This is a genomic window from Micromonospora sp. CP22 (genome assembly GCF_009712475.1).
Lineage (GTDB): Bacteria > Actinomycetota > Actinomycetes > Mycobacteriales > Micromonosporaceae > Micromonospora.
In genome coordinates this window covers 577,194-600,755 of record NZ_VCJO01000001.1, presented here as the reverse complement: position 1 = coordinate 600,755, position 23,562 = coordinate 577,194, and the positions used below count along the sequence as shown (strand labels likewise).

General features: G+C 72.3%; 18 protein-coding genes. 8 read left to right on the top strand and 10 right to left on the bottom strand.

All coding sequences use genetic code 11. The annotated features are described in order from the left end of the window. Window positions 1-29 precede the first annotated feature (29 nt). Window positions 30-1,103: a succinyl-diaminopimelate desuccinylase gene (gene dapE, locus FF096_RS02725; protein WP_155214659.1), complete on the bottom strand. Its 1,074-nt coding sequence runs from the start codon at window positions 1,101-1,103 to the stop codon at window positions 30-32. Window positions 1,104-1,220: 117 nt separating this feature from the next. Here dapE and dapD point away from each other — a divergent pair, with 117 nt between their 5' ends. Then, a complete protein-coding gene (gene dapD, locus FF096_RS02720) occupies window positions 1,221-2,180 on the top strand; it encodes a 2,3,4,5-tetrahydropyridine-2,6-dicarboxylate N-succinyltransferase (RefSeq protein ID WP_309222534.1) in 960 nt (319 codons plus the stop codon). 112 nt (window positions 2,181-2,292) lie between these two features. On the opposite strand, the gene FF096_RS02715 is transcribed toward dapD, so the two are convergent. Continuing rightward, complete coding sequence (locus FF096_RS02715) at window positions 2,293-5,616, bottom strand: S8 family serine peptidase (protein ID WP_230462224.1); 3,324 nt, start codon at window positions 5,614-5,616, stop codon at window positions 2,293-2,295. A gap of 140 nt (window positions 5,617-5,756) precedes the next feature. Between FF096_RS02715 and FF096_RS02710 the strand changes: the two genes are divergently transcribed. Together FF096_RS02710 and FF096_RS02705 are read left to right on the top strand one after the other, a co-directional pair. Next, window positions 5,757-6,314, top strand: a complete 558-nt coding sequence (locus FF096_RS02710; protein WP_155214657.1) for a sugar O-acetyltransferase — start codon at window positions 5,757-5,759, stop codon at window positions 6,312-6,314. Window positions 6,315-6,419: 105 nt separating this feature from the next. Then, window positions 6,420-9,044, top strand: a complete 2,625-nt coding sequence (locus FF096_RS02705) for a hypothetical protein (protein WP_155214656.1) — start codon at window positions 6,420-6,422, stop codon at window positions 9,042-9,044. Here FF096_RS02705 and FF096_RS02700 read toward each other — a convergent pair. From FF096_RS02700 to FF096_RS02690, 3 genes are read right to left on the bottom strand one after another with little or no spacing between them, the layout of a single operon-like run. Then, complete coding sequence (locus FF096_RS02700; RefSeq protein WP_155214655.1) at window positions 9,021-9,668, bottom strand: nucleoside/nucleotide kinase family protein; 648 nt, start codon at window positions 9,666-9,668, stop codon at window positions 9,021-9,023. The two genes, FF096_RS02705 and FF096_RS02700, sit on opposite strands and share 24 nt — an antisense overlap. Next, window positions 9,668-10,315: an SIMPL domain-containing protein gene (locus FF096_RS02695; RefSeq protein WP_155214654.1), complete on the bottom strand. Its 648-nt coding sequence runs from the start codon at window positions 10,313-10,315 to the stop codon at window positions 9,668-9,670. Before FF096_RS02695 ends, FF096_RS02700 begins: the two co-directional genes overlap by 1 nt. A gap of 59 nt (window positions 10,316-10,374) precedes the next feature. Then, a complete protein-coding gene (locus FF096_RS02690; protein ID WP_155214653.1) occupies window positions 10,375-11,385 on the bottom strand; it encodes a prephenate dehydrogenase/arogenate dehydrogenase family protein in 1,011 nt (336 codons plus the stop codon). A 367-nt stretch (window positions 11,386-11,752) separates the two neighbouring features. On the opposite strand from FF096_RS02690, the gene FF096_RS02685 reads away from it, so the two are divergent. Further along, a complete protein-coding gene (locus tag FF096_RS02685) occupies window positions 11,753-13,597 on the top strand; it encodes a M48 family metallopeptidase (protein ID WP_155214652.1) in 1,845 nt (614 codons plus the stop codon). 129 nt (window positions 13,598-13,726) lie between these two features. On the opposite strand, the gene dapC is transcribed toward FF096_RS02685, so the two are convergent. Next, complete coding sequence (gene dapC, locus FF096_RS02680) at window positions 13,727-14,830, bottom strand: succinyldiaminopimelate transaminase (protein WP_155214911.1); 1,104 nt, start codon at window positions 14,828-14,830, stop codon at window positions 13,727-13,729. Beyond that, a complete protein-coding gene (gene fdxA / locus FF096_RS02675) occupies window positions 14,827-15,153 on the bottom strand; it encodes a ferredoxin (RefSeq protein WP_007464872.1) in 327 nt (108 codons plus the stop codon). The genes dapC and fdxA overlap by 4 nt, the downstream gene beginning before the upstream one ends. A 78-nt stretch (window positions 15,154-15,231) precedes the next feature. On the opposite strand from fdxA, the gene FF096_RS02670 reads away from it, so the two are divergent. Then, complete coding sequence (locus tag FF096_RS02670; protein WP_309222533.1) at window positions 15,232-16,242, top strand: GNAT family N-acetyltransferase; 1,011 nt, start codon at window positions 15,232-15,234, stop codon at window positions 16,240-16,242. A 9-nt stretch (window positions 16,243-16,251) separates the two neighbouring features. On the opposite strand, the gene FF096_RS02665 is transcribed toward FF096_RS02670, so the two are convergent. From FF096_RS02665 to mshB, 3 genes are all read right to left on the bottom strand, one after another. Continuing rightward, window positions 16,252-16,716, bottom strand: a complete 465-nt coding sequence (locus FF096_RS02665) for a hypothetical protein (protein ID WP_155214650.1) — start codon at window positions 16,714-16,716, stop codon at window positions 16,252-16,254. An 81-nt stretch (window positions 16,717-16,797) separates the two neighbouring features. Beyond that, window positions 16,798-17,232 carry a hypothetical protein gene (locus FF096_RS02660; protein ID WP_155214909.1) on the bottom strand — a complete coding sequence of 145 codons (435 nt, stop codon included), beginning with the start codon at window positions 17,230-17,232 and terminating at the stop codon, window positions 16,798-16,800. A gap of 14 nt (window positions 17,233-17,246) precedes the next feature. Next, on the bottom strand, window positions 17,247-18,206 hold the full coding sequence (gene mshB, locus FF096_RS02655; RefSeq protein WP_309222532.1) for an N-acetyl-1-D-myo-inositol-2-amino-2-deoxy-alpha-D-glucopyranoside deacetylase: 960 nt from the start codon (window positions 18,204-18,206) through the stop codon (window positions 17,247-17,249). 86 nt (window positions 18,207-18,292) lie between these two features. On the opposite strand from mshB, the gene FF096_RS02650 reads away from it, so the two are divergent. From FF096_RS02650 to FF096_RS02640, 3 genes are all read left to right on the top strand, one after another. Further along, on the top strand, window positions 18,293-20,440 hold the full coding sequence (locus FF096_RS02650) for a prolyl oligopeptidase family serine peptidase (protein ID WP_309222531.1): 2,148 nt from the start codon (window positions 18,293-18,295) through the stop codon (window positions 20,438-20,440). 94 nt (window positions 20,441-20,534) lie between these two features. After that, window positions 20,535-21,971 carry a TldD/PmbA family protein gene (locus tag FF096_RS02645; RefSeq protein WP_155214649.1) on the top strand — a complete coding sequence of 479 codons (1,437 nt, stop codon included), beginning with the start codon at window positions 20,535-20,537 and terminating at the stop codon, window positions 21,969-21,971. A 72-nt stretch (window positions 21,972-22,043) separates the two neighbouring features. Continuing rightward, window positions 22,044-23,465 carry a metallopeptidase TldD-related protein gene (locus tag FF096_RS02640; protein WP_309222530.1) on the top strand — a complete coding sequence of 474 codons (1,422 nt, stop codon included), beginning with the start codon at window positions 22,044-22,046 and terminating at the stop codon, window positions 23,463-23,465. Window positions 23,466-23,562: the final 97 nt, after the last annotated feature.

The following is a 23,562-nucleotide window of genomic DNA, read 5'->3' as shown; positions in this document are numbered from 1 at the left end:
GTCGCGGCGTCCACGCGGACGCCGGCCGGTCAGGCGGCGGTGAGCCAGCGGTGCAGGGTGGCCGCCCCTTCGCGGATCTTGCTGATCTCGACGTGCTCGTCCGGGTGGTGCGCCAGGTTCGGATCCCCCGGGCCGAAGTTCAGCGCCGGGATCCCCATCGCCGCGAACCGGGCCACGTCGGTCCAGCCCAGCTTGCCGATCGGCGCGGCACCCACCGCCGCCAGGAACTCCCGCGCGGGGGCGGCCTCCAGCCCGGGCAGCGCACCGGCCGCGCAGTCGGTCACCGTCAGCTCGTAGTCCGCGAAAACCTCACGCAGGTGCGCCTCGGCCTCGGCCGGGGTGCGGTCCGGCGCGAACCGGTAGTTAACCTCGATCTCACAGCGGTCCGGCACCACGTTTCCGGCGACCCCGCCGTGGATGCGGGTCGCGTTCATACCCTCCCGGTACTCGCACCCGTCGATGGTCACCCGTCGGGCCTGGTACGCCGACAGGCGGCGGAGCACCTCCCCCGCACCGTGCACCGCGTTGACACCGTGCCAGGAACGGGCCGAGTGGGCCCGAACCCCGGTGGTCACCACGACCGCCCGCATGGTCCCCTGGCAGCCGGCCTCGACGACGCCGTGGGTCGGCTCCAGCAGCAGGGCGAAGTCCGCCTCCAGCCAGTCGGGGTGCGCCTGCGCGACCAGGTGCAGCCCGTTGTACTTCGACTCGATCTCCTCGGCCTCGTAGAAGAAGTAGGTCACGTCGTAGCGGGGCTCGGCCAGCCTCGTCGCGAGGTGCAGCGCGAAGGCGACCCCGGACTTCATGTCCGAGGTGCCACAGCCGTACATCAGGTCACCGCGCAGGGTCGACGGGAAGTTGTTGTTCAACGGCACGGTGTCCAGGTGGCCGGCCAACACCACCCGGGAAGCCCGCCCCAGGTCGGTACGGGCCATCACCGTGTTGCCGTGCCGGTAGGTCGTCAGGTGCGGAGCGACCCGCAGCACCTCCTCCACGCAGTCGGCGATGGCCTTCTCGTTGAGGGACACGGACTCGATGTCCACCAGCGCACGGGTCAACGCCACCGGATCGGCGAGGACCTCGGGGGTAAGCGGGTTCTCCATGGTCCGCACGGTACCGTCACAACCGGCGACCGTGCGGCGCGAGCCCGTCGCCGAGGCACGCGGCGGCTCGCCAGCGGTCGCGAGCAGCCAACCCAGCAGGGAGCGAGGGGTGAGTAAGTGACGTCCACACAATCCGCGTGGGGCATCGGCCTGGCCACCGTCACCGCCGAGGACCAGGTGCTCGACACCTGGTACCCGACCGGCAAGCTGGGCCTCGGTGAACTGCCGCTGGTGGCCGGTGAGGACGAGGCCGACGTGCTCGACCTGCCGCCCGGCGCGATCGGCGACCGGGCCCTGCCGGGTCTGCGTACCGTCCAGGTGGTCACCGTGATCGGCTCGTTGGACGACCCGATCAAGGACGCCTCGGACGCGTACCTGCGGCTGCACCTGCTCTCCCACCGCCTGGTGCGCCCCAACGAGATCAACCTCGACGGCATCTTCGGCAAGTTGGCCAACGTGGCCTGGACCTCCGCCGGGCCGTGCCCACCGGATCGGGTGGACGAACTGCGCGTCATCGAGCGGGCCGCCGGCCGCCACCTCGGCGTCTACGGGGTGGACAAGTTCCCCCGGATGACCGACTACGTGGTGCCCTCCGGAGTGCGGATCGCCGACGCCGACCGGGTCCGGCTCGGCGCGCACCTCGCCTCCGGCACCACCGTCATGCACGAGGGCTTCGTCAACTTCAACGCCGGCACGCTCGGCACCTCGATGGTCGAGGGGCGCATCGTGCAGGGCGTGGTGGTGGGTGACGGTTCGGACATCGGCGGCGGCGCCTCCATCATGGGCACCCTCTCCGGCGGCGGCACCGACAAGGTACGCATCGGCGAGCGCAGCCTGGTCGGCGCAAACGCCGGTGTCGGCATCTCGCTCGGTGACGACTGCGTGGTGGAGGCGGGTTGCTACATCACCGCCGCCTCGAAGATCAGCCTTCCGGACGGCCGGGTCGTCAAGGCCCGTGAACTGTCCGGCGTCGACGGGTTGCTGTTCTGGCGCAACTCGGTCTCCGGTGCGCTGGAGGCCCGGCCCCGCACCGGCCGGGGCATCGAGCTGAACGCCGCGCTGCACGCCAACGACTGACGAGCAAGGAAGGGCCCCCTCCTAACGCCTCACGTATAGGAAGGGGCCCTTCCTAACGCCTCGTACCCCGGTGGTCCCGCCCGCGCCCGGGGCGGGACCACCGGGGTGCGGCTCACCGCAGGCGGTACGCCTGGATGATCCGCTGGGTGACGGTGTTGCCGTCGGCGTCGCGGGCGGTGGCCCGCAGCGACACGTGGCCGGGGCCGCGCGGGTGCTGCACGGTGGCCTGCCAGCCGTTACCGACCTTGCGCAGCTTCGCGTGCTGCCAGCGCTTACCGCCGTCGTAGGAGACCTCGACGGTCAACGAGGTCGTCTTCGCCGCCGGTGCACCGGGTTGCCGCTGCACCGCGACCGGGATCACGAAGGCCCGACCCGCCGCAGCCGTGTTCCGCTCGTCCAGTCGCGGTGCGAAGCGGATCGCCGAGGCGGGCAGCCGGACCGGCTCGTCGCCCCGGACGTGCCGGGACCGGAACGTCCAGGTGGTGGCGACCTCGGTGCTCAGATCGGTGAAGGAGCGCTTCGCCGAGGTCTCCAACCGGTACCTGGCGGGCCCGGCCGGCACCTCGAACTGAGCCCAGCCGAGATCCGAGGACTCACCGACCAACTTGCCGTCGCGGTACAGCGCGGTACGCCCGGTGTCCACCAGCGAACCACCCGGGTGTCCCACCGCGTCGCTGTGCAGCGGCACGGAGAGGGTGATCAGGTCGCCCTGCCGGGTCAGGCCCTCCTCCGGCCACCGCGGCGCCGGGAACGACGGGCCGTGCGGTGCGCCGTTCCAGACCTCCTGGTAGGTGCGTCCACCCCGGTACGCCATCGCTTCGGAGAACAACACGGCCACCGGTTCGAGCCACGGCGAGTCGTCGCTGACCGTGCCGGACCACAGCTCGGTGTTCCAGCGCACCGCCTTGGTGCTGTAGTGCTCGATCCGCTTGCCCGGCACCGCGACCGGCAGGCCCACCGCCCAGCCGCCCACGTCGGGCTCGAACTGGGCGAAGGACACCCGCTCGGCGACCGTGCCCGGATGGCTGTCGGTGAAGGTCGGCTTGACGGTGGCCAGATCCTTGCGGCGGTAGTCGCGGGTGAATCCGGACGGCAGCCGACCCGGGACCATCTCGGCGAGTGCGTAGAGGTACGGGCTGCTGGCCGCCTCCAGGTCGGCGAACTGGCTGTGGAACGCGGCGAAGAAGTGATCCGCCGAGGTCCGGGGGCCGACCTGTCCGCTGAACAGCCCGCCGAAGTCGTCGGCGATCGCGCCGAACGAGGCCGACCCGTCGTCGAACTGGAAGGTCGCGTCGACGGCGACCAGAGCCGGCGTCGCCGACCGGTCCGGCACGGTCATGCGTACCGGCTTCGCCACGCGTGCGTCCACCACGGCCTCGCCGTCGGCGGCCACCACCAGTTCCGGCTGGGCCATCAGCACCAGGCTCTCGTCGGTCTCGTCGACCAGGAAGCTGGCCAGGCCGTACCGCCCCTTGGGCACCCGCACCTCGGCGGTGCCGTCCGGGTCGGAGAAGAAGATGTCGCTGAAGTCGTCCAACCCGATCAGAAAGCTCACGTAGTAGTCCGGCACCCCGCCCTCAAGATCGAGGTGGCGCACGGAAAGGGTGTAGCTCTCCACCTCCTTGTGCACCGCCAGCGGGGTCAGCGCCACCAGATCGCCGGACCGGGCGACCACCCGGCCGGTGTAGTGACCGTCCGGGCCGTCGCCGCTGGTGTCGACCGTGACCGTGGTGGACGCGGTGCCGCCAGCCGGCACCTGGATCTGCTCCGCGCCGAGCGTGAACACGCCGGCCGGCGCGGGTTCCCCGTCCGGGCCGGTGGCCTCGACGCTGAGCTCCAGGGTGACCGGCGTGGTGGCCGTGTTGCGCCAGGTCACCTCGCGCTCGATCGGCTCGTCGTCGTCGTGCGGCCACAGCGTCCGGCCGAACGAGACGCTCGCCGGTTCACTGACCACCGACTGGGTGATGGCGCGCGCCACGTCGACCCGGCCCGCCCCCTGCTGGTACGCGCTCAGCTCCGGATGCGGCCGGGCCGAGGCCATGAGGGCGGCCTTGAGCCATTCCGCCGTCGCCTCGGTGTGCTGTTGGGCGAGCAGCGCCGCCGCACCGGCGACGTGCGGTGCGGACATCGAGGTGCCGGAGAGTGCGACGTACTCCTCGCCGACCGGGTCACCGAGCTGCGTGCCCTGCCCTCGGGCGGCCACGATGTCCACGCCCGGCCCGGTGATCTCCGGCTTGAGGGCGTCGTCACCGACGCGCGGGCCCTGGCTGGAGAAGTAGGCGAGTTCGTCGTCGCGATCGACCGCGCCGACGGCGAGCGCGGCGTCGGCGCTGGCCGGTGAGCCGACCGTCCCGCTCCGTCCGGAGTTGCCGGCGGAGATCACGAAGAGGGCGCCGGTCTGCTCGGTGAGGGCGTTCACCGCCTCCTCCAGCGGATCGACCTCGGGGGTGTCCGTCCCGCCCAGACTGAGGTTGATCACGTCCGCCTCGGCCTCGGTGGCGGCCCACTGCATCCCCGCCAGGATGGCCGACTCGGTACACCCGTACTCCTCACAGACCTTGCCGGAGAGCAGGGTCGCGTCGGGTGCCACGCCCCGGTAGCGACCGCCGGAGGCGGCACCGCTGCCGGCGATGGTCGAGGCGACGTGGGTGCCGTGCCCCACGATGTCGCCCGGGTTCTCCTCCTCGGTGAAGTTCCGCGACTCGGCGACCCGGCCGGTCAGGTCGGGGTGCGCGGCGTCGACGCCGGTGTCCAGCACCGCTACGCGTACCCCCTGCCCGGTGAAGCCGGCCTGGTGGGCGGCGGGTGCTCCGATCTGCGGCACACTGTGTTCCAGCGTCAGCTGCCGTCGGCCGTCGAGCCAGATCCGCTCGACACCCCCCGCCGCGTCGAACCGGGCACCTCGCATGCCGGCGACCTCGGCCCAGAGCCGGCCCGCGTGCTGCTTGTCGGCGCTGGCCGCGACACCACCGATGGCGGCCAGGTCACGGGTGACGGTCACCCCGGCCGGGGCACCGGCCCGTCGGGCGGCCGACCCGTAGGTCATGAGCAGCGGCAGGTCGTCCCGGTGCGCGTCGTCGTAGCCGGCGGCGATCAGCCCGGTCACGTCGAAGAGTCGGCGGTCGACCCGTCCGTCGCGGATCAACGGCAGGGCGTCCTGCGGCACCACCCAGAGGTGGTCCCGCTTGCGCTGGGTGATGAAGCGGATGCCGTCCCGCCCGTCCGCCGGGCGTACGCTCGCGCCGTTCGCGGTGACCGTCACCTGGTCGCCGGTGATCAGGGTGACAGTGGCGCGACCGAGGTCCGGTCGGCTGGTCGGGGCGTGGGCCGGTGGGGCCGTTGCCAGCGGGGCCGGTGCGGCCGTGGCCGCCGCCGGTACGCCGAGCACCAGACCCAGAACGAGTCCGGTAGCTGTCAGCTTGCTCCTTCGTCGCAACTGAATCCTCCTCTGGAGCGTATATATCGATGTAGGACACATCGACTTCCATCAGACTTGCATACCGAGTATGCAAATGGGAGTCATAAATTCGACGAAGTTGAGTCCTAGCCGTGGCGGAGCCGGGCATGATCGGACGGATGACGTCCATGAAGGAACGCATGCTCGCCGGTGAGCCGTACCTCGCCGACGATCCGGAACTGGTCGCCGACCACCTCCGTGCCCTGCGCCTGATGGAACAGATCAACAACAGCGGCGTCGACGACCAGGAGGCGCGCCGGGCGGCACTACACGAACTGCTCGGCGAACTCGGCGAGGAGACCGGGATCCGGCCACCGTTCTACTGCGACTACGGCTACAACATCCGGATCGGACCCCGCAGCTTCGTCAACTACCACGCGGTCTTCCTCGACGTCGCACCGATCACCATCGGCGCCGACGTGCAGATCGGTCCGAACGTGCAGCTGCTCACCCCCACGCATCCGGTGGAACCGGAGCCGCGCCGGGCGAAGTGGGAGGCGGCTCGACCGATCACCATCGGCGACAACGTCTGGCTCGGCGGCGGGGCGATAGTCCTCGCCGGAGTCACCGTCGGTGCCAACGCGGTCGTCGGCGCGGGCGCCGTGGTGACCCGCGACATCCCCGCCAACGTCGTAGCGGTCGGTAATCCGGCCCGCCCGGTACGCCAGCTCGATTGACCCCACAATGGCCCTTCTAGCTGCGCAAACACCATCCTCGGCGAGTAGCGTGCAACCCTCCGCATCGGGCACTGTAGGTGACAGGCGCGTCACCAGGAGGCACGCATGGGAGGTCGGATCCTCGAACTGCGCGTACACGGAGTGTCCAACACACCGCCCGCCGAGACCCTGGGTCTGACCACGGAACCCGGCGGCGAGCCAGCACACCCACGGCTCGTCGCCGGTGGCCCGGTCACCGGCTTCTACCGCTCCCCGATCGCCAGCCCCGACCCGATCGTCGTCGAGGCGTACAGCTGGGGGCAGTTGACCTCCGGTGCGCGGACCGCGCGCGACGTGGAGCGGGCCCTGTGGACGCTGCTGTTGCCCTTCACCCTGGCCAACGTCGCCCTGCACGCCCGCCCGGGGATTCCGGCCGACCCCACCACCGACCGCCTGACCAGCCGCTCCGGCATGACGGCCTGGCTGATTAGGCTCTTCTGCCTGAGCCTGACCGCCACCCCCGTGCTCGCGATGACCGGCGTCGGCGTCGACCTCATCGGCTGGCAGTGCGTGGACCAGGACTGCCTGAACCGGATCCCCGGGCCGTGGAACTTCCTCGCCGCTCCCTGGTGGCAGCAGGGCGGCCGGGCCATGGCCGTCGGGCTCACCGTGCCGCTGGTCATGATCGCGGTGCTCGGTCTGGTCACCTGGCGGACCTACCAGTACGAGGCGGTCATGCCGGCCGACCCGTCCACGAACCCGGCGGGTCGGCGTACCCCGCCGCCGGTCGACGCCGACGTGCCGGTCGGTCAGCCCGTGCAGGAGCCACCGCCGGCACCCGAGCCGCCACCCGGGCCGTCGACCAACCCGCTACAGGACCCGACGTTCTGGTGGGGCGAGGGGCAATTACGCCGCACCGCCGTGCTGCACCTGTGCACCGGCATCGTGATCGCGGCGGCCGTGCCGCTCGGCACCGTCTCGGTGCTCGACCCGCCGCACGGTCTCCGGGCGGTGATCACTTGGTCCGCCGTGGCCGCGTTCACCGCCGTACTGGTGATCACCCTGGTGGCGATCGGCCGCCCCTTCCTGACCCGACGCGACGGTGCCACCCCGCTCGGCCGATGGAGCATCGCGGTCATCGTCCTCACCGGAATCGGCCTGGCCGGGACCTTCGCGGTGCTGCTGCTGCCCGACGGTGCCGCCGGCAGCCCGCTGGCCGAGCTACGTCCCCCCGTCGGCTGCGACGACGACCCCACCCGGCCGGGCTGCCTGACGGACCGGTCACTGCCCGGCTTCGACCGGGTCATCGCCTGGCTGGGCACCGGTCAACTGCTCCTGCTCATCGCGATCGGCTCGACCGCCCGCTCCGGCCGGCGTGGCGCCGCCGCACCGGCCGCCGCCGCGCTGCTGATCACCCTCTCCGCCCTCTGGTGCCGAGGATGGCTGCCGGCCGGGCCACCGGTCTCGATAACGCTGTCGCAACTCACCCTGCCGCTGCTCGGCCTCGCCGCGATCGGCCTGCTGCTGCCCCGGACCCGCCCCGACGGGGTCAACCAGCCACTCGAACCGCACACCGACCTGGCCTGGCACGGTCGGGCACCCGCCGTCATCGCCGGGTTCGGCTGGCTGCTCTCCCTCGCGTACGGCACCGGCGTGCTCTACTGGGTCACCAACCAGCTCAACGGGGGTGGCAGCCCCGGCAACCGCCACCGGGTGTTTCCGCCGATCCCGGTGACCTGGGCCGGACTGACCTTCGCCGCCGCGCTGCTGCTACTCGCCGTGGTCGCCCTCCGCGCGATGGTGCTCTTCCACCGGCTGCGCCGCGCGGAGTACGCCGAACTGACCGCGCGAGACAGCCGCCTCTCCGCCCACGACCTGCGTCGCGCCCGGGACGTCAGCGCCCACCAGGCGCTGCACCGGCTGGTGGGTGAGCACGCGCTGCGTCTGATCGGCTGGTACGCCGCCGCGATGACCGTCCTCGCCGTCCTGGCGTGCGCCGCCGTGCTCGCGTGTCCTCTCCCGCAGAACAGCAGCAACGGAGCCGCCCCCCTGATCAGAGGGGTGGGTGCCGTCGGCGACGCGCTCCTCGGCTGGCTACCGGTGGCGGTCGCCGCCATCGGCCTGCTCGTCTACCGCAAGAACACCATCCGCCGCTCGGTCGGGGTGATCTGGGACGTGGGAACCTTCTGGCCCCGTGCCGCCCACCCCCTGGCACCACCGAGCTACGCCGAGCGGGCGGTGCCCGAACTGCTCACCCGCACGACCGGGCTGCTCGCGCTGCCCGAACACGATCCCCGCCGGGTCGACGGCATCATCCTCTCCGGACACAGCCAGGGCACGGTGATCTGCACCGCGGTCATCCTCCAGATGCCGGCCCGCTGGCGGCACCGGATCTGGTTCTTCTCCTACGGCTGCCAACTGACCCGCCTCTACGGTCGGGTCTTCCCCGCCTACTTCGGCCCGGACCGGCTACCGGTGCTGGCCGAGGCGCTGACCCGCCCCGGCAACAGCACCCGGTGGACGAACTTCTGGCGGGACACCGACCCGCTCGGCTGGCCGGTGGCCGCCGGGGAGCGGGACATCGCGGTCACCGACCCGGAGGCGCTGCACCCGAGCGACGGCGAGGTCGCCGATCCGCCGATCCGCAGCCACAGCGGTTACCCGGAGGCCGCCGAGTTCCATCGGGAGAGATCCCGGGTGGCCTGGCTGCTGCGGCGTACGGTCCCGTCACCCCGGCGGGGGGTCAGCTAGGCGTACCACCAGGTCGGCATGCTCGGCGGTGCCGGCCACCAGCGCCGCGTTGACCTCGTCGCTGCCCATCGCCCAGGCGCGGGCGTCCTGCTCCGAACGCCCGTACGCCATGTGCCGGGCGACCAACCGACGACGCCGCAGATCGTCGTCGAGATCCAGGAACCACGCTTCGTGCAGCAGGGCGCGTACCTCGTCCCACGGCCAGTTCGGGATCAACAGATAGTTGCCCTCGGTCACCACCAGCCGCACCTCCGGCGGCACCTCGATCGCACCGGCGATCGGCTCCTCCAGGTCCCGACGGAACTGCGGGGCCCAGACCGACGTCGGTTCCTTGCGCCGCAGCCGACGCAGCATCGAGACGTAGCCGTTGGCGTCGAAGGTGTCGATCGACCCCTTCCGCAGGGCGCGACCGAGCCGATGCAGCTCGTCCTGGGCCAGGTGGAAGCCGTCCATCGGCACCAGCCGGGCGGCCGGGCCTACCGCCTCGACCACCTGGGCGGCCAGCGTGGACTTACCCGCCCCGGGCGCGCCGGTGATGCCGAGCAGTTGTCTCGGGCCGGCATCGGCCAGCGCCCGGGCGCGGGCCAGCAGATCCTCGACCGGCATCAGCTGCGCGGGAGTCATCAGGACAGGACCGGTCGGCTGATCGTGAACCGGGCCCGGACGGCCGCGTGCACGCTCTGCGGCTGCGGGTCGAGTTCCAGCTCGGGTGGGCCACCGGCGGCGACCCCGCCGGACTCGAAGGCCATCCGGGCCATCATCGGCTGTGCGGTGCCGCCCTCGTCGGACAACTCGACCAGGTCGGTGACCTCGGCGCCGAGCGCCTCGGCGTACTCGCGGGCCCGCTGCAACGCGTCCTTGATCGCGGCATGTCGCGCCTGCCGGTAGACCGGGCTGTCCGGGTGCAGCGACCACCACGGGCCCGCCACCTCGACCTGATCCTGGTCGGCCAACCGCAGCATCAGCTCACCGAGGGCGGTGAAGTCGCTGACCGTCACCGTGGTCACCACCGAGCCGTGCCAGGCCACCACCCGCTCCCCAGAGCGCCGGGTTTCGGGGCGCACCCGCAGCTCGCCGGTCTCCCGGCGGTCGATCGTCGGACCGTACGAGTCGAGCAGGACCCGGATCGCCGCGGCCCGCTCGGCCAACCGGGTCAACGTCGGCTCCCGCTCCCGGTCCCGGGCCAGCGCGGCCACGGTGAACCGGGCGAGTTCCGGCGCGACCTCGCGGTACGCCTCGCCGCGCACGGTCACCAGCGGTCCGTCCACCATGCCCTCACCCTACTGGCGGACCCGTCGCCGCGCCCGCCGATGACCGGGGCGCGGCGGGTTCAGACCTGTGGAAGGTGCGCGAGGTAGGAGACGCCGTCGGCCACCGTCCGACACTCACCGAGATGCCCACCCGCCGCACCGACGCCGTGCAACCAGGCCACCTCGGCCGGATCCTCGCCCGCCCGGAACGACCTGACCTGCTCGACGTACGGGCGGCCGGCCAGCTCGGACCGGGCGGCGCCGGCCTCGGCGTACCGGGCGAGGAGGGCATCGGCGTCGTCGACGCGCAGCGCCCCGGCCAACTCGTCGAGGAACGCGGTGACCTGGGCCAGCGCCGCCAGCACCTGGTCGCGGTTACCGCGCAGCATGTTCCCGGTGCGGTGCGGCGGGGTGCCCGCGACTCGGGTGCCGTCCCGGAAGCTCCCGGCCGCCAACGCCAGGACCGCGTCCCGCGACGGCGAGCGGTGTGCCGCACCGGCCAGCGCCCCGGCGAGCAGGTGCGGCACGTGCGAGGCGAGCGCCACCACGGCGTCGTGCCGATCCGCCGCCAGCGGCACCACCCGGGCGGCGAAGACTTCGGTGACCAGGGTGGCGAGGCGACGGAACGCGGCCAGTCCACCAGGTGCGGGGCAGAGCACCCAGGCGGCACCGGTGAACAGGTCCGGCGACGCCGCCGCGAGTCCCGCCTGGTCGGTGCCGGCCATCGGATGTCCGGGCACGAACCGGTCGGTCAGCCCTCGCTCCACGGCGAACGCCGCCAACTCCGCCTTGGTGCTACCGACGTCGGTGAGCAGACAGCCCTCGCCGGTGGCGGCGGCCACCTCGGCCAGGGTCGCGGGCAGCGTGGGCAGCGGACCGCCGAGGAAGACCACGTCCCGGCCGGACACGGCCTCGGTCAGCCGCTCCGCCGTCGGCAGGCCGGCGAGCCGGGCCTGCCGACGGGTCGGCTCGTCCGGATCCCAACCGGTCACGTCGATTCCGGCGGCGTGCAGTCGGAGCAGCACCGAGCCACCGATCAGGCCGGTACCGACCACCGCCGCCCGCAGCCGTGCGTCAGAGCTGAGCACCATCCGCGTACCTCGGCGTTCCGTGTCGTCACGGAGCCGGCCGGCCCCGCGGCGGCGTGCCTGCCCGGATCCGCGTCGAACTGCCACCTCTCCCGCGCGGACACGCCCTGCGTCCGCGCCGAGGATAGCGCCGCCCACCCGCCGGCCCGCCAGCCGGACCGGTACGCGCCCACTACCGTCAGCCGCGCACGGCGTACCCGCTGTCGTGGCAGCGGCCGAACGCGCCGACCAGGTCAACCTCGTCGACGATAAGCAAGATCGTGAATCCGGTCGACCCAACCCGGAAGGGGGTTGCCCGGCCAACATCCACGTCGTACGGTCCCCTGCGCCGCCCGCAGCCGCGCGGGCGTACGAACGGGGAGGAACGGCCATGGCCGCGACGTACCGGGCACTCGCCTCGGTGGTCATGTTGATCGGGTTCTACGTGGTCGCGCTGCTTCAGCTGGCGGCCGTCGCCGCCCTCGGCGTGTGGCTGTTCAGCCACACGAACGGCCTGGTCACCGGGAAACTGCTGCTGCCGCTGGTCATCGCGCTGGGCGCGGTGGCGGTCGGGCTCTGGCGCGCTATCCGGACGAAGAACGAACCGGCACCGGGCCTGGTGCTCGGCGAGCGGGAGGCACCGCAGTTGTGGGCCACCGTCCGGGAACTGGCCGACGCGGTCGGTACCCGGGCACCGGACGAGATCCGGTTGGTGCCGGAGGTGAACGCGGCGGTCGGCGAGCAGAGCCGGCTGCTCGGGTTGGTCGGCGGGCGACGCACTCTCTACGTGGGTCTGCCGCTGCTCCAGTCGATGCGGGTCGACCAGCTCCGCTCGGTGCTGGCCCACGAGTTGGGTCACTACTCCGGCAAGCACACCCGGCTCGGCGGCGTCGCCTACCGGGGACGGCTGGCGATCGAGGGCACCATCGAACGGATCAAGCCGCGCAACCCCATCGGGCTGGTCTTCAAGGGGTACGCCAAGCTGTACCTGATGGTCGACAACGCCGCCTCGCGGCGGCAGGAACTGGAGGCCGACCGCGCCTCCGTCCAGCTCGCCGGTCACGAGGCGGCCACCTCCGCGCTACGGCACCTGCCGGCGCTCGACGCGGCCTGGAACTTCTTCACCGACCGGTACGTGGAGGCGGGTTGGCAGGCCGGCTTCGCCCCGGACGACCTCTTCGGCGGCTTCGGGCAACTTCTCCGGGCCCGCCGGGACGAGATCGACAAGCTGGGGCAGGACGTACCGGACCGCAAGCAGTCCCGCTGGGACACCCATCCGCCGATCGGCGTCCGGATCGCGGCCATGGCCCAGCTGCCGGCCGGTACGGTCCGCCCCGACGACCGTCCCGCACACGTGCTGCTCGCCGACATCCTGGACGCCGGCCGCCGGTTGCAGAGCCTCGTGCTCGAACTCGGCAACCGTCAGGTGCTGTCCTGGCCGGAGTTCACCCACGCCGCGATCGCCGTCGGTGTGCAGCGCCAGGCAGACAGCGTCTACCGGGCGCTGGGCCGGTTCACCGGCGCCCCCGAACCGGGCCTGGCGACCGTACTCGACCTGGTGCGCTCGGACCGCCTCGGCGAGTTCGCCCAGCAGTTCTTCAGCGACACCACCCCTCGGGAGGCGGCGGCACACTTCGCCGGGCCGATGGAGACGCTGCTGGTCAACGCGGCCATCCGCGGCCAGCGGGCGTACTGGCAGCTGTCCTGGGGCGGCCCGGCCCAGTTGGTCGGCACCGGCGGGGAGCCGTTGGACCTCGCCGAGATCGCCAAGCTGGCGGTCTCGGCGGAGACCGTCGACGAGGCACAGGCCCGGCTCGCCGAGCTGGGTGTCGACCCGGCCGCCGCGACCGTGGTGCAGCGCCGGGCCACCGCCGACAACGCCGGTGTCATCGGCGCCATCGGCAACGTGAAGGTCGACGGTGTGCAGCACGATCTGCTGGTGCTCGACCGGGGTCTGATCCTCGTCGGGGGCCCGGGCAAGGCGGGCGACGGTGCGGAACGACTCAAGGGCCTGCTCGAGTCCACGCCGGTGGCGACGCTGGCCACCCGGCACCAGTTCCTGCCGTACGAGGAGATGCGCTCGGTGGCGGTCACCCGGGAGATTCCGCTGAAGGCCGAGCTGACGCTGCACGACGGCCGGACGGTGGCCCTACAGGAGCTGTACGGCAGCGTGCTGCTGGAGCGGCACAGCCGGGACAACCTGCTACAGGTGTTCCAGCGGATCAACGAGGACTGAGCCGACGCCTCGCCGAGGCCCGCCCCCGCACGATCGTGGGGCGGGCCTCGATGACGTGATACCGGCAGCCGCTCGGGGTGTCTGCCGGAGGCCGCCCGACATCGCCCTCCCGGCGGCGGTCCGGCGTGCTCAGGACAGGCGGTCGGCGACCGCCGCGATCCGCTCGTCGGACTCGGTCAACGCCGCCCGGACGTACTGTCGGGCGCCGGGACCGTAGAAGACCCCGGCGGCGACCAGGATGCCCCGCCGGGCCAACCAGTCGACCGTGTCCCAGCAGTCCTCGCCACGGGTCAACCACAGGTAGAGCCCCGCCTCGGAGTGCTCCACGGTGAACCCGGCACCGGTGAAGGCCGCCCGCAGCACCGTCCGGCGCGCGCGGTACCGCTCCTTCTGCTCGTCGGCGTGGCGCTCGTCGTGCAGGGCCGCCGTCATGGCCGCCTGCACCGGCGCCGGCACGATCATCCCCGCGTGTTTGCGGATCTTGAGCAGCTCGGCCACCAGCGCGGGATCGCCGGCCACGAAGCCGGCCCGGTAGCCGGCCAAGTTGGATCGCTTGGACAGCGAATGCACCGCCAGCACCGAGTCGTACGAGCCGCCGCACACCTCGGGCGAGAGCACCGACACCGGCTCGGCGTCCCAACCCAGCGGCAGGTAGCACTCGTCGCTGGCCACCACCGCGCCGCGCTCACGCGCCCAGTCCACCACCTTGCGCAGGTGGGCGGCGGGCAGCACCCGCCCGGTCGGGTTGCCCGGCGAGTTCACCCAGACCAGCCGGACCCGGGGAGTCGGGCCGACGGCGGTCAGCGAGTCGGCGCGCACCGTGGTGGCCCCGGCCAACTGCACGCCGTCGGAGTAGGTCGGGTAGGCGATCGAAGGGACCACCACGACGTCACCCGGGCCCACCCCGAGCAGGGTGGGCAACCAGGCGACCAGCTCCTTGGACCCGATCGTCGGCAGCACCCCGAGCCCGTCCGGCTGCGCACCACAGGCCCGCGACACCCAACCTGTGATCGCCTCCCGCAGCGCCACGCTCCCGGCGGTCAACGGATAGCCGGGCGCGTCCGAGGCGTCCGCCAGGGCCTGCCGGATCACCTGCGGCACCGGGTCGACGGGCGTACCCATCGAAAGGTTGATCAGGCCGTCCGGATGCGCCGCGGCCAGCGTGGCCGCGGCGTCCAGGGTGTCCCAGGTGAACTCGGGCAGACGCGACGAGACCGGGGCAGGGCGGTTCAGTGGCCCTCGCCGCGAGGTGGCTGCGCGGCGACGAAGGTGGCGTCCTTCTCCACCTTGCCGATCTTCGAAGCGCCACCGGGCGAGCCGAGGTCCTCGAAGAACTCGTAGTTGGCGCCGGTGTAGTCCTTCCACTGCTCCGGGACGTCGTCCTCGTAGAAGATCGCCTCCACCGGGCAGACAGGCTCACAGGCACCACAGTCGACGCACTCGTCGGGGTGGATGTAGAGCATCCGGTTGCCCTCGTAAATGCAGTCGACCGGGCACTCCTCGATGCATGCCTTGTCGAGCACATCCACGCACGGCTCGGCGATGATGTAGGTCACCGGTCTTCTCCTCCGCAAGACACGCCGCGATCACCCGCGACGGTAAGAGCCTAGTATCTCGCCGGGAGGAGGTCGATCGTGCTCCGAGAGCAAGACTTGGGACACCGAATCGTGGTGCGGCGGCGCGTCGGCGTACGCGGTGGTCGGCCGGTCTACTCCGACTCCCTCGGCGAACTGGTCGAGCTGACCGAGACGCATCTCACGCTGACCACCCGCCAGGGGCGGCTCCGTGTGCCGATCGACGAGGTGCACCGGGCCAAACGCGTCCCGGCGGCGCGGCGACCGACCGCCGCCGCCATGATCGAGTTGGAACGCGCCGCCGACGAGGCGTGGCCCGCGCCCGTCCGAGCGCGTCTCGGCGACTGGCTGCTGCGCGCTGCCGACGGCTGGACCGGCCGGGCCAACTCGGCCCTGCCGGTGGGTGATCCGGACCGTCCGCTGCCGGACGCGGTGGACGCGGTGCAACGCTGGTACGTCGGACACGGCCAACCAGCCCTGGTCAACACGCCGCTACCACTGGCCGCACCGGTCGGCACCGAACTCGACCGGCGGGGTTGGGCCAGCCGCCCGCCGGTGCTGGTGCAGACCGCCCCGCTCGCCACCGTCGTCCCGGCGGCACCGGACGACCCGAGCTCGACCGCACCCGGCGGCACCGGGACGGCAGATGCGGACGGCGGCGCCGGCGACTTCGTCGTCGAGTTGGCCGCCGCACCGTCAGCGGACTGGCTCACCGTGGCGGCCGGACGCAAGGGCGGGCTGCCCGACGCGGCCCGGCACGTGCTCACCGCCGTGGACCAGATCCGCTTCGCCCACGTGCACGTCGACGGCGCGCTCGCCGCGATCGGCCGTGGCACGGTCACCGGCGGGGGGCGTTGGCTCGGACTGTGTCTGATCGAGGTGGTGCCCGCCGCACGCCGACAGGGGCTCGCCACCCGACTGATCCGGGAACTCGCCGCCTGGGCCGCCGGCATCGGCGCGACCGACGCGTTCCTCCAGGTCGAGCAGAGCAACACCGACGCGGTCGCGCTCTACCGGAAGCTGGGCTTCACCACCCACCACACCTATCTCACCCGCGTCGCGCCGAGCTGACCCGATGGGTCAGCGGCGGACCACGCGGCGGGGCTTGGTCGCGGTGGACTCGGCGAACCGTTGCAGGTTGCGGGACCGGTGGTCGCGACCGAGTGTGACCAGCAGCAGGTAGCCCAGCATCGTGCCGACGGTGGTCGCCACCAGGTAGAGCCCGATCTGCGCGAAGAAGGTGCTGCCACCACCGGCGAACGGGTTCTGGCCGACCGACAGCGGCCCGATCAGCACGGTCAGCCCGACCGCGATGCCGATCGCGGCGGCCACGTCACTGGCCCACTCGGCCAACGGACGCCGCTCACCCCAGACGAAGGCGACCCCGGCCAGGATCAGGCCGATCACGACGAACATTCCGAGCGACACCCGGTCGGCGGCGCTGTCGTCGCCGTCGAAGCCGAGCCGGATGATCAACCGGGCGACCACGTTGACCGCGAACAGTGCGATCGCGAGCACACCAACCGCACGCCACCGCTGTGCCATGACACGCCTCCCGCCGTACGGCCCGCCCGGATGGCGGGTCTCCTGGCAGGAATATCTATCACTCGACGCTGAACGTCGTCATTACCGCTTGAGGGCCGGTGCCGGTGCGAGGATCGACCGGAACGCCATCACCGTGAAAGTCATCGCACCGCCCACCACCAGGGTGAGGCCGACCCAGTTCCCGACGAGCAGGACGTCGCCCTCGTTGGTCCGGTCGGCGGCGATCACCATGATCACCACCCAGGGCACCGCCGGCAGCACCACCGCCCAGCGACGGCCGGCAGTCTCCACGGCGAACCAGCTCAGCACGATGTTCGTGGCCACGGCCACCAGCACCGCGACGCCGATCAGATACCCACCGACCCGCAGCGGGGCGAGCAGCAGCTCCAGCACCGCGGACAGCACCGCCGCCACGACGGCGAACAATCCCCCGGCCGTCCGCAGGCCGACGTCCACCGGACGCCGCCACCACCGGCTCGGCCGGGGCGGCTGCTGCTCCTGCGGGGCGACCGACATCGCGGCGGGCAGGGTCACCGGTGACCGACCGAGGCGGCCGCCCGGTTGACCGGGCCACCGACCACGGGCGGACCAGCCGCCACGTCCGGCGTCGCCGCCGCCAACCCGGCGAACAGGTCCGACTCCCAGCCGTACCGGCCCCGGCCCGGCCCCTTCTCCCCCCTGGCCAGGGTGAAGTACTCCACCCCCATGAACTCGGCACCGAAGTTGCCGGCGATCGAGTACAGCCAGGAGGTGGCCGGGATCTGGGTCGCGTGGGCGCGCATCGCGGCCTCCTTCGCGGCGTGCTGCTCGGTGGCGTCGATACGCGCCGCGATCTCCTCGTCCGGGGTGCAGAACGGCAACTCGGTGGCGTCGGTGATGCCGGCGAAGGGGTTGTCCGACGCCTCCGCGAAGTGCGTCATACCCGCCTCCAGCACGCTGCGGGGCATCGCCGTCCAGTAGACCTTCGCCGGTGCGAGCCCCTCGGCGGCGGCCAGTTCCACGGCCCGCATGGTCACCCGGTGCGCCTGGATGTGGTCGGGGTGACCGTAGAAGCCGTTCTCGTCATACGTGATGGCCACCTGCGGGCGTACCTCTCGGATGATCTCCAGCAGGTACCCGGCGGCCTCGTCCAGGTCCGCGCCCCAGAAAGCCCGGGGGTGCTCGTTGGTCGGCAGGCCCATCATCCCGGAGTCCCGGTAGCGACCGGCACCGCCGAGGAACCGGTGGTCCGTGACGCCCAGTTCGGCACAGGCGGCGGCCAGTTCGGCGATCCGGTACCCGCCGAGCTGGTCGGCCTCGGTCGCGGCGAGCCCGGCCAACTCCGGTACGTGGATCTCGCCCTCCTCACCGAGGGTGCAGGTCACCAGGGTGACGTGGGCACCCATGGCCGCGTAGTAGGCCATGGTCGACCCGGTGCCGATGGACTCGTCGTCGGGGTGCGCGTGGACCAGCAACAGGCGGCGGTCAGGCAGCGTCGTCACGACGGTCACTCTAACCGGCGGTTCTCGTCCGCCGGCTCCGACGCGTCCGCGCAGGTCGCTCACATTGCGCCCGGTACCGGCCTACCATCTGGCCTGTGGACTTTCCGGAGCTGGCCGCCCGCACCCGCAGGTTCAGCCACGGGGCGCCGCGTGCCCTCTCCGTGGCCGACGACGGTGCCCGGGTGGTCTTCCTGCGCTCGGCGGGCCCGGAGGACCCAGCCGACGCGCTCTGGCTGCTGGACCTGGCAACCGGAACGGAACGGCTGGTCGCCGACCCGGGCACCCTGCTCGGTGGCGAGGTCGACCCCGACGCGCTGAGCCCGGGCGAACGGGCCCGGCGGGAGCGACTGCGGTTGACCGCCTCCGGCATCGGCTCGTACGCCCTCGACAGTGCCGGACGGGTGGCGGTATTCGCGCTGGCCGGGCGACTCTTCCGGGCTGACCTGGTGCACGGCGACGTGATCGAGGTGCCGGCCGTCGGGCCGGTGCTCGACCCCCGACCGGATCCGAGCGGACAACGGCTGGCCTACGTGACCGACGCCGCCGAGGGGGTGCGCCGGGGCGAGCTGCGGGTGATCGACACCGACGGCACCGACACCATGCTGGCCGGTGAGGACTCCGGGGTGTGCTGGGGTCTGGCCGAGCACATCGCGGCGGAGGAGTTCGGGCGGCACCGCGGCTACTGGTGGGCACCGGACGGCCGGTCGGTGCTCGCCGCCCGGGTGGACGAGTCGCGGCTGCCCCGCTGGCACCTGCACGACCCCGCACAGCCGGGCAGCGCGCCGACCAGCGTGGCGTACCCGGTGGCCGGTGGCCCCAACGCCGAGGTCAGTCTGCACCTGCTCGACCTCGACGGCGGCTGGGTCGACGTGCACTGGGACCGGGAGACGTACCCGTACCTGACCGCGGTGCACTGGGGCGAGGGCGCGCCGCTGATCACCGTGTTGCGCCGTGCCCAGCAGCACGGTCTGGTGCTCGCCGTCGACCCGCGTACCGGGGAGACCCAGGTGCACGCCGAGCTGGCCGACCCGCGCTGGGTCGAGCCGATCCCGGGCACTCCCGTACACCTGCCCGACGGGCGGGTGCTGGTCGGCGGCGAGCTGGCCCACGACGGGTACGACGCGCGCTGCCTGTTCGCCGACGGCACGCTGCTGACCCCGCCCTCGCTCTACGTGCGCCGGGTGATCGGTCGGCTGGCCTGCGCCAACGGTCCGGCGGACCTGCTGGTCGAGGCGAGCGACGGCGAGCCGAGCGAACAGCATCTGTTCCGGGTCCGCACCAGCATCGGCGGTGGAGTGGACGCCCGCCGGTTGACCACCGACGCCGGCTGGCACGTCGGGGCGGTCGGTGGCGGAGTGCTGGTCGTCGGCAGCGCCACGCTGGACCATCCGGGCGTCCGCTGGACGGTGTTCCAGGACGATCAGGAGGTCGCCACGCTGCGGTCGCTGGCCGCCACACCCAGCTACTCACCACTGCCGCTGCTGGAGCGGGTGACCGATCGTCGGCTCCCCTCGGCGGTGCTCTACCCGGACAACCACGTCACCGGCCGCCGGTTGCCGGTCCTGCTGGACGTCTACGGCGGCCCGGGGCACCAGGAGGTGGTGGCCGCGCGCTCGGCCTGGCTGGAGCGGCAGTGGTGGGCCGACGCCGGTTTCGCGGTGGTGGTGACCGACAACCGGGGTACGCCGGGCATCGCACCGTCGTACGAGAAGGCCATCCACCGGCGGGTCGCCGACGTGGTCCTGCTCGATCAGGTGGAGGCGCTCACCGCGCTCGCCGACAAGCACCCTGACCTGGACCTGGGCCGGGTCGCGGTGCGCGGCTGGTCGTTCGGCGGTTGGTTGGCGGGCCTGGCGGTGTTGCGGCATCCGGAGCTGTTCCGGTGCGGCATCGCCGGAGCGCCGGTCACCGACTGGGCCCTGTACGACACCGCGTACACCGAGCGGTACCTGGGCCTGCCCGCCGACGGCGAGGACGTCTACGCACACCATTCACTGGTGGAGCTGGCCGCCGAACCGGTCACCGACCCGGCACACGCCCGACCGCTGCTGCTGGTGCACGGCATGGTCGACGACAACGTGGTGGCGGCGCACACGCTGCGACTGTCGGCGGCGTTGCTGGCCGCCGGTCGGCCGCACTCGGTGCTGCCGTTGACCGGCGCCACCCACATGGCCGCCGGTGGCACCGCCGAACGCCTCCTCCGCCTGGAACTCGACTTCGTCCGTACCCACCTGGGGGTGTGAGCGCCGCACGACGATGCCGTCCGGGCACCCGGAGGGCGCGACGATGGGTGCAGCTCCCCTGACGGTTGTCGGTCGGCTGGCCTAGGGTCGGGCCATGAGCGAGTTCGACGTGGCCGAGGCAGCGGTGCAGGCGGCGCTGGACGCGGGGGCCCGCTACGCCGACGTCCGGGTGATGCACCGACGCTACGAGTCGATGACCGCCCGCAACGGCGACATCGAGTCGCTGTCCCAGGACGAGAGCGTCGGCCTGGGCGTACGCGCGCTCGTCGGGTCGAGTTGGGGCTTCCACGCCACACCGGAGCTGTCCGAGCGGGCGGCCCGCGACGCCGGCCACCGGGCCGGGCGGATCGCGGCGGCCAGTGGCCTGGTCCCCGGCCCGCCGGTCGACCTGGTCGCCGCCGCCCCGACCACGGCGAGCTGGTCCTCGCCCTGTCGGGTGGATCCGCTCGGCGTCTCCCTCGCCGCGAAGGGTGACCTGCTGGTGGCGGCCACCCGCACCATGACCGAGCACGGCGCCGACATCACCGAGGGGCTCTACCAGATCTGGGACACCTCGAAGTGGTTCGTCTCCAGCGAGGGGCATCGCATCGACCAGCACATCCGGGAATGCGGCGCGGGCATCTCGGCCACCTCGGTCGGAGACGGCGAGACCCAACGTCGGTCCTGGCCCAGCTACCGCGGCCAGTACGGCACCACCGGCTGGGAGTTGGTCGACTCACTCGACCTGACCGCGCACGCGGCACGGATCGCCGAGCAGTCGCGGGCACTGCTGACCGCGCCGCTGTGCCCCAGCGGCGAGACCGACCTGATCCTCGGTGGCGAACAGTTGGCCCTACAGATCCACGAGTCGGTCGGGCACGCCATCGAGCTGGACCGCATCCTCGGCTGGGAGGCCGCCTTCGCCGGCACCTCATGGCTGGATCTCGGGCAGCTCGGCTCGCTGCGGTACGGCTCCGAGCTGATGAACATCACCATCGACCCGACCATCCCCGGCGCGCTGGGCAGCTTCGGCTACGACGACGAGGGTTCACCGGCGGTCAGGCGCGACGCGGTGCGGGACGGCCGCTGGGTGGGCGTGCTGGCGGGTCGGGACTCGGCCGCCGTGGCGGGGCTCGACCACGGCGGCAGCGTACGCGCCGACGGGTGGGCGCGACTGCCGATGGTGCGGATGACGAACGTCGGGCTGGAGCCGGGCCCGCACACCCTGGAGGAGATCGTCGCCGCCACCGACCAGGGGGTGCTGATGGACGTCAACCGGTCGTGGTCGATCGACGACAAGCGGTTGAACTTCCAGTTCGGCTGCGAGATCGGCTGGGAGATCCGCAACGGTCGACGAGGGCGGATGCTGCGCAATCCGACGTACACCGGCATCGGCCCGCTGTTCTGGCGTTCGATGGACATGCTCTCCTCGGAGATCGTGCCGTGGGGCACACCGAACTGTGGCAAGGGCCAGCCGGGCCAGATCGGTCACACCGGGCATCCGGCGGCACCGGCCCGCTTCCGCAACGTCCGGGTGGGGGTACGCGCGTGATCGAGCAGCAGTGGACGAGTCGTCGGTATGGGGTGGTGACGCCGTACGACCCGGCCGATCACGGGGTGCGGCGTGAGTGACGCAGCGGCACGAGCCGTCGAGGACGAGTTGGACATCGCCGGCCGGGTGGTGGATCTGGTCACCCGGTTGGCCGGGGCGAGCGCGCAGGCGGAGGTCACGGTGACCCGGTCCGAGTCGGCGTTGACCCGATTCGCGAACTCGGCGATCCACCAGAACGTGGCCTCGTCCTCCGTGGACGTCCGGCTGCGGGTCCACCTGGCCGGGCGTACCGCCTCGGGCAGCGGGAACACGGTCACCGCCGACGGGTTGCGCACGCTGGTCGAGCGGGTTCTGACGGCGGCCCGGTTCATCGCGCCGGATCCGGCCTGGCCGGGGCTCGCCCCGCCGGCATCGGTGTCGCCATCGCCGGGATGGGATCCGGCCACGGTCCACGCCGAGCCCGCTGAGCGGGCCGCCCTGGTCCGGGCGTTCGTCGACGCGGCCGGCGGGTTGGAGACCGCCGGCTACTGCCGTACGGGTCACCGGGTGGCGGCGTTCGCCAACTCGGCGGGCCACTACACGCGGGGCCAGGCGGCCGACGCGGCGATGGACGGGATCGCTCGGGCCGGTGGCGCGGACAGCACCGCCCGGCAGCACGTCGACCGGCTCGCCGACCTCGACGGTGCCGCCCTGGGGAGCCGGGCCGCCGCGAAGGCCCGGGCGGCCGTCCGACCGGTCGAGCTGCCTCCGGGGCGTTATCCGGTGGTGTTGGAGCCGGCGGCCGTCGCGGACCTGTTGGAGAACCTGGCCTGGTACGGCTTCAACGGGCGTCGCTACGCCGACCGGCAGTCGTTCGCCGCCCCCGGAGTGGCCCAGTTCGACCGCGCGGTGACGCTGGTCGACGATCCGCTCGCGGCCTCAGGGCTGGCGTTCGATCTGGAGGGCACCCCACGGCGGGCACTGACCCTGGTGGACGCGGGCACCACCAGCGCCGTCACCCACGATCGGCGTACCGCCGCGGAGCTGGATGCCGCCTCCACGGGTCACGCCTGGGCCGGCAGCGCCACCATCGGCCCGATCCCCCGCAACCTCCGTCTGCGATCCGCCGGACTGGCGGCGGAGGTGACCGCACCGACCGGTGGCCCGGGAAGCGACGGCGCGATCGGCGACCCGGACACCGCCGCCCTGGTCTCCCGGATGGAGCGCGGCCTGCTGGTCAGCGACCTCTGGTACACCCGGGTCCTGGATCCGTTGAGTCTGGTCGTCACCGGCCTGACCCGTAACGGGTTGTGGCTGGTCGAGGACGGTCAGGTCACCCGTGCGGTCCGCGACCTGCGCTTCACCGAGTCGTACCCCCGCGCGCTCGCTCCCGGCGCGGTGCTGGAGGTGGGTCGACACGCGGTACGCCTGCCGGATCGCGCGGACGGCGGCTGGTGGGAGGCGCCGTCGTTGCGGCTGGCCTCGTGGAACTTCACCGGTGGGGCCTCCGGCTGACCGTTCGGGCCCGCTGGACGATCTTTTCCGCACGCTCACAGATTGATCTTGTTGAGAGGCTTTCCAAAGTGCGGGACACACGGGACACTGCCTTGCG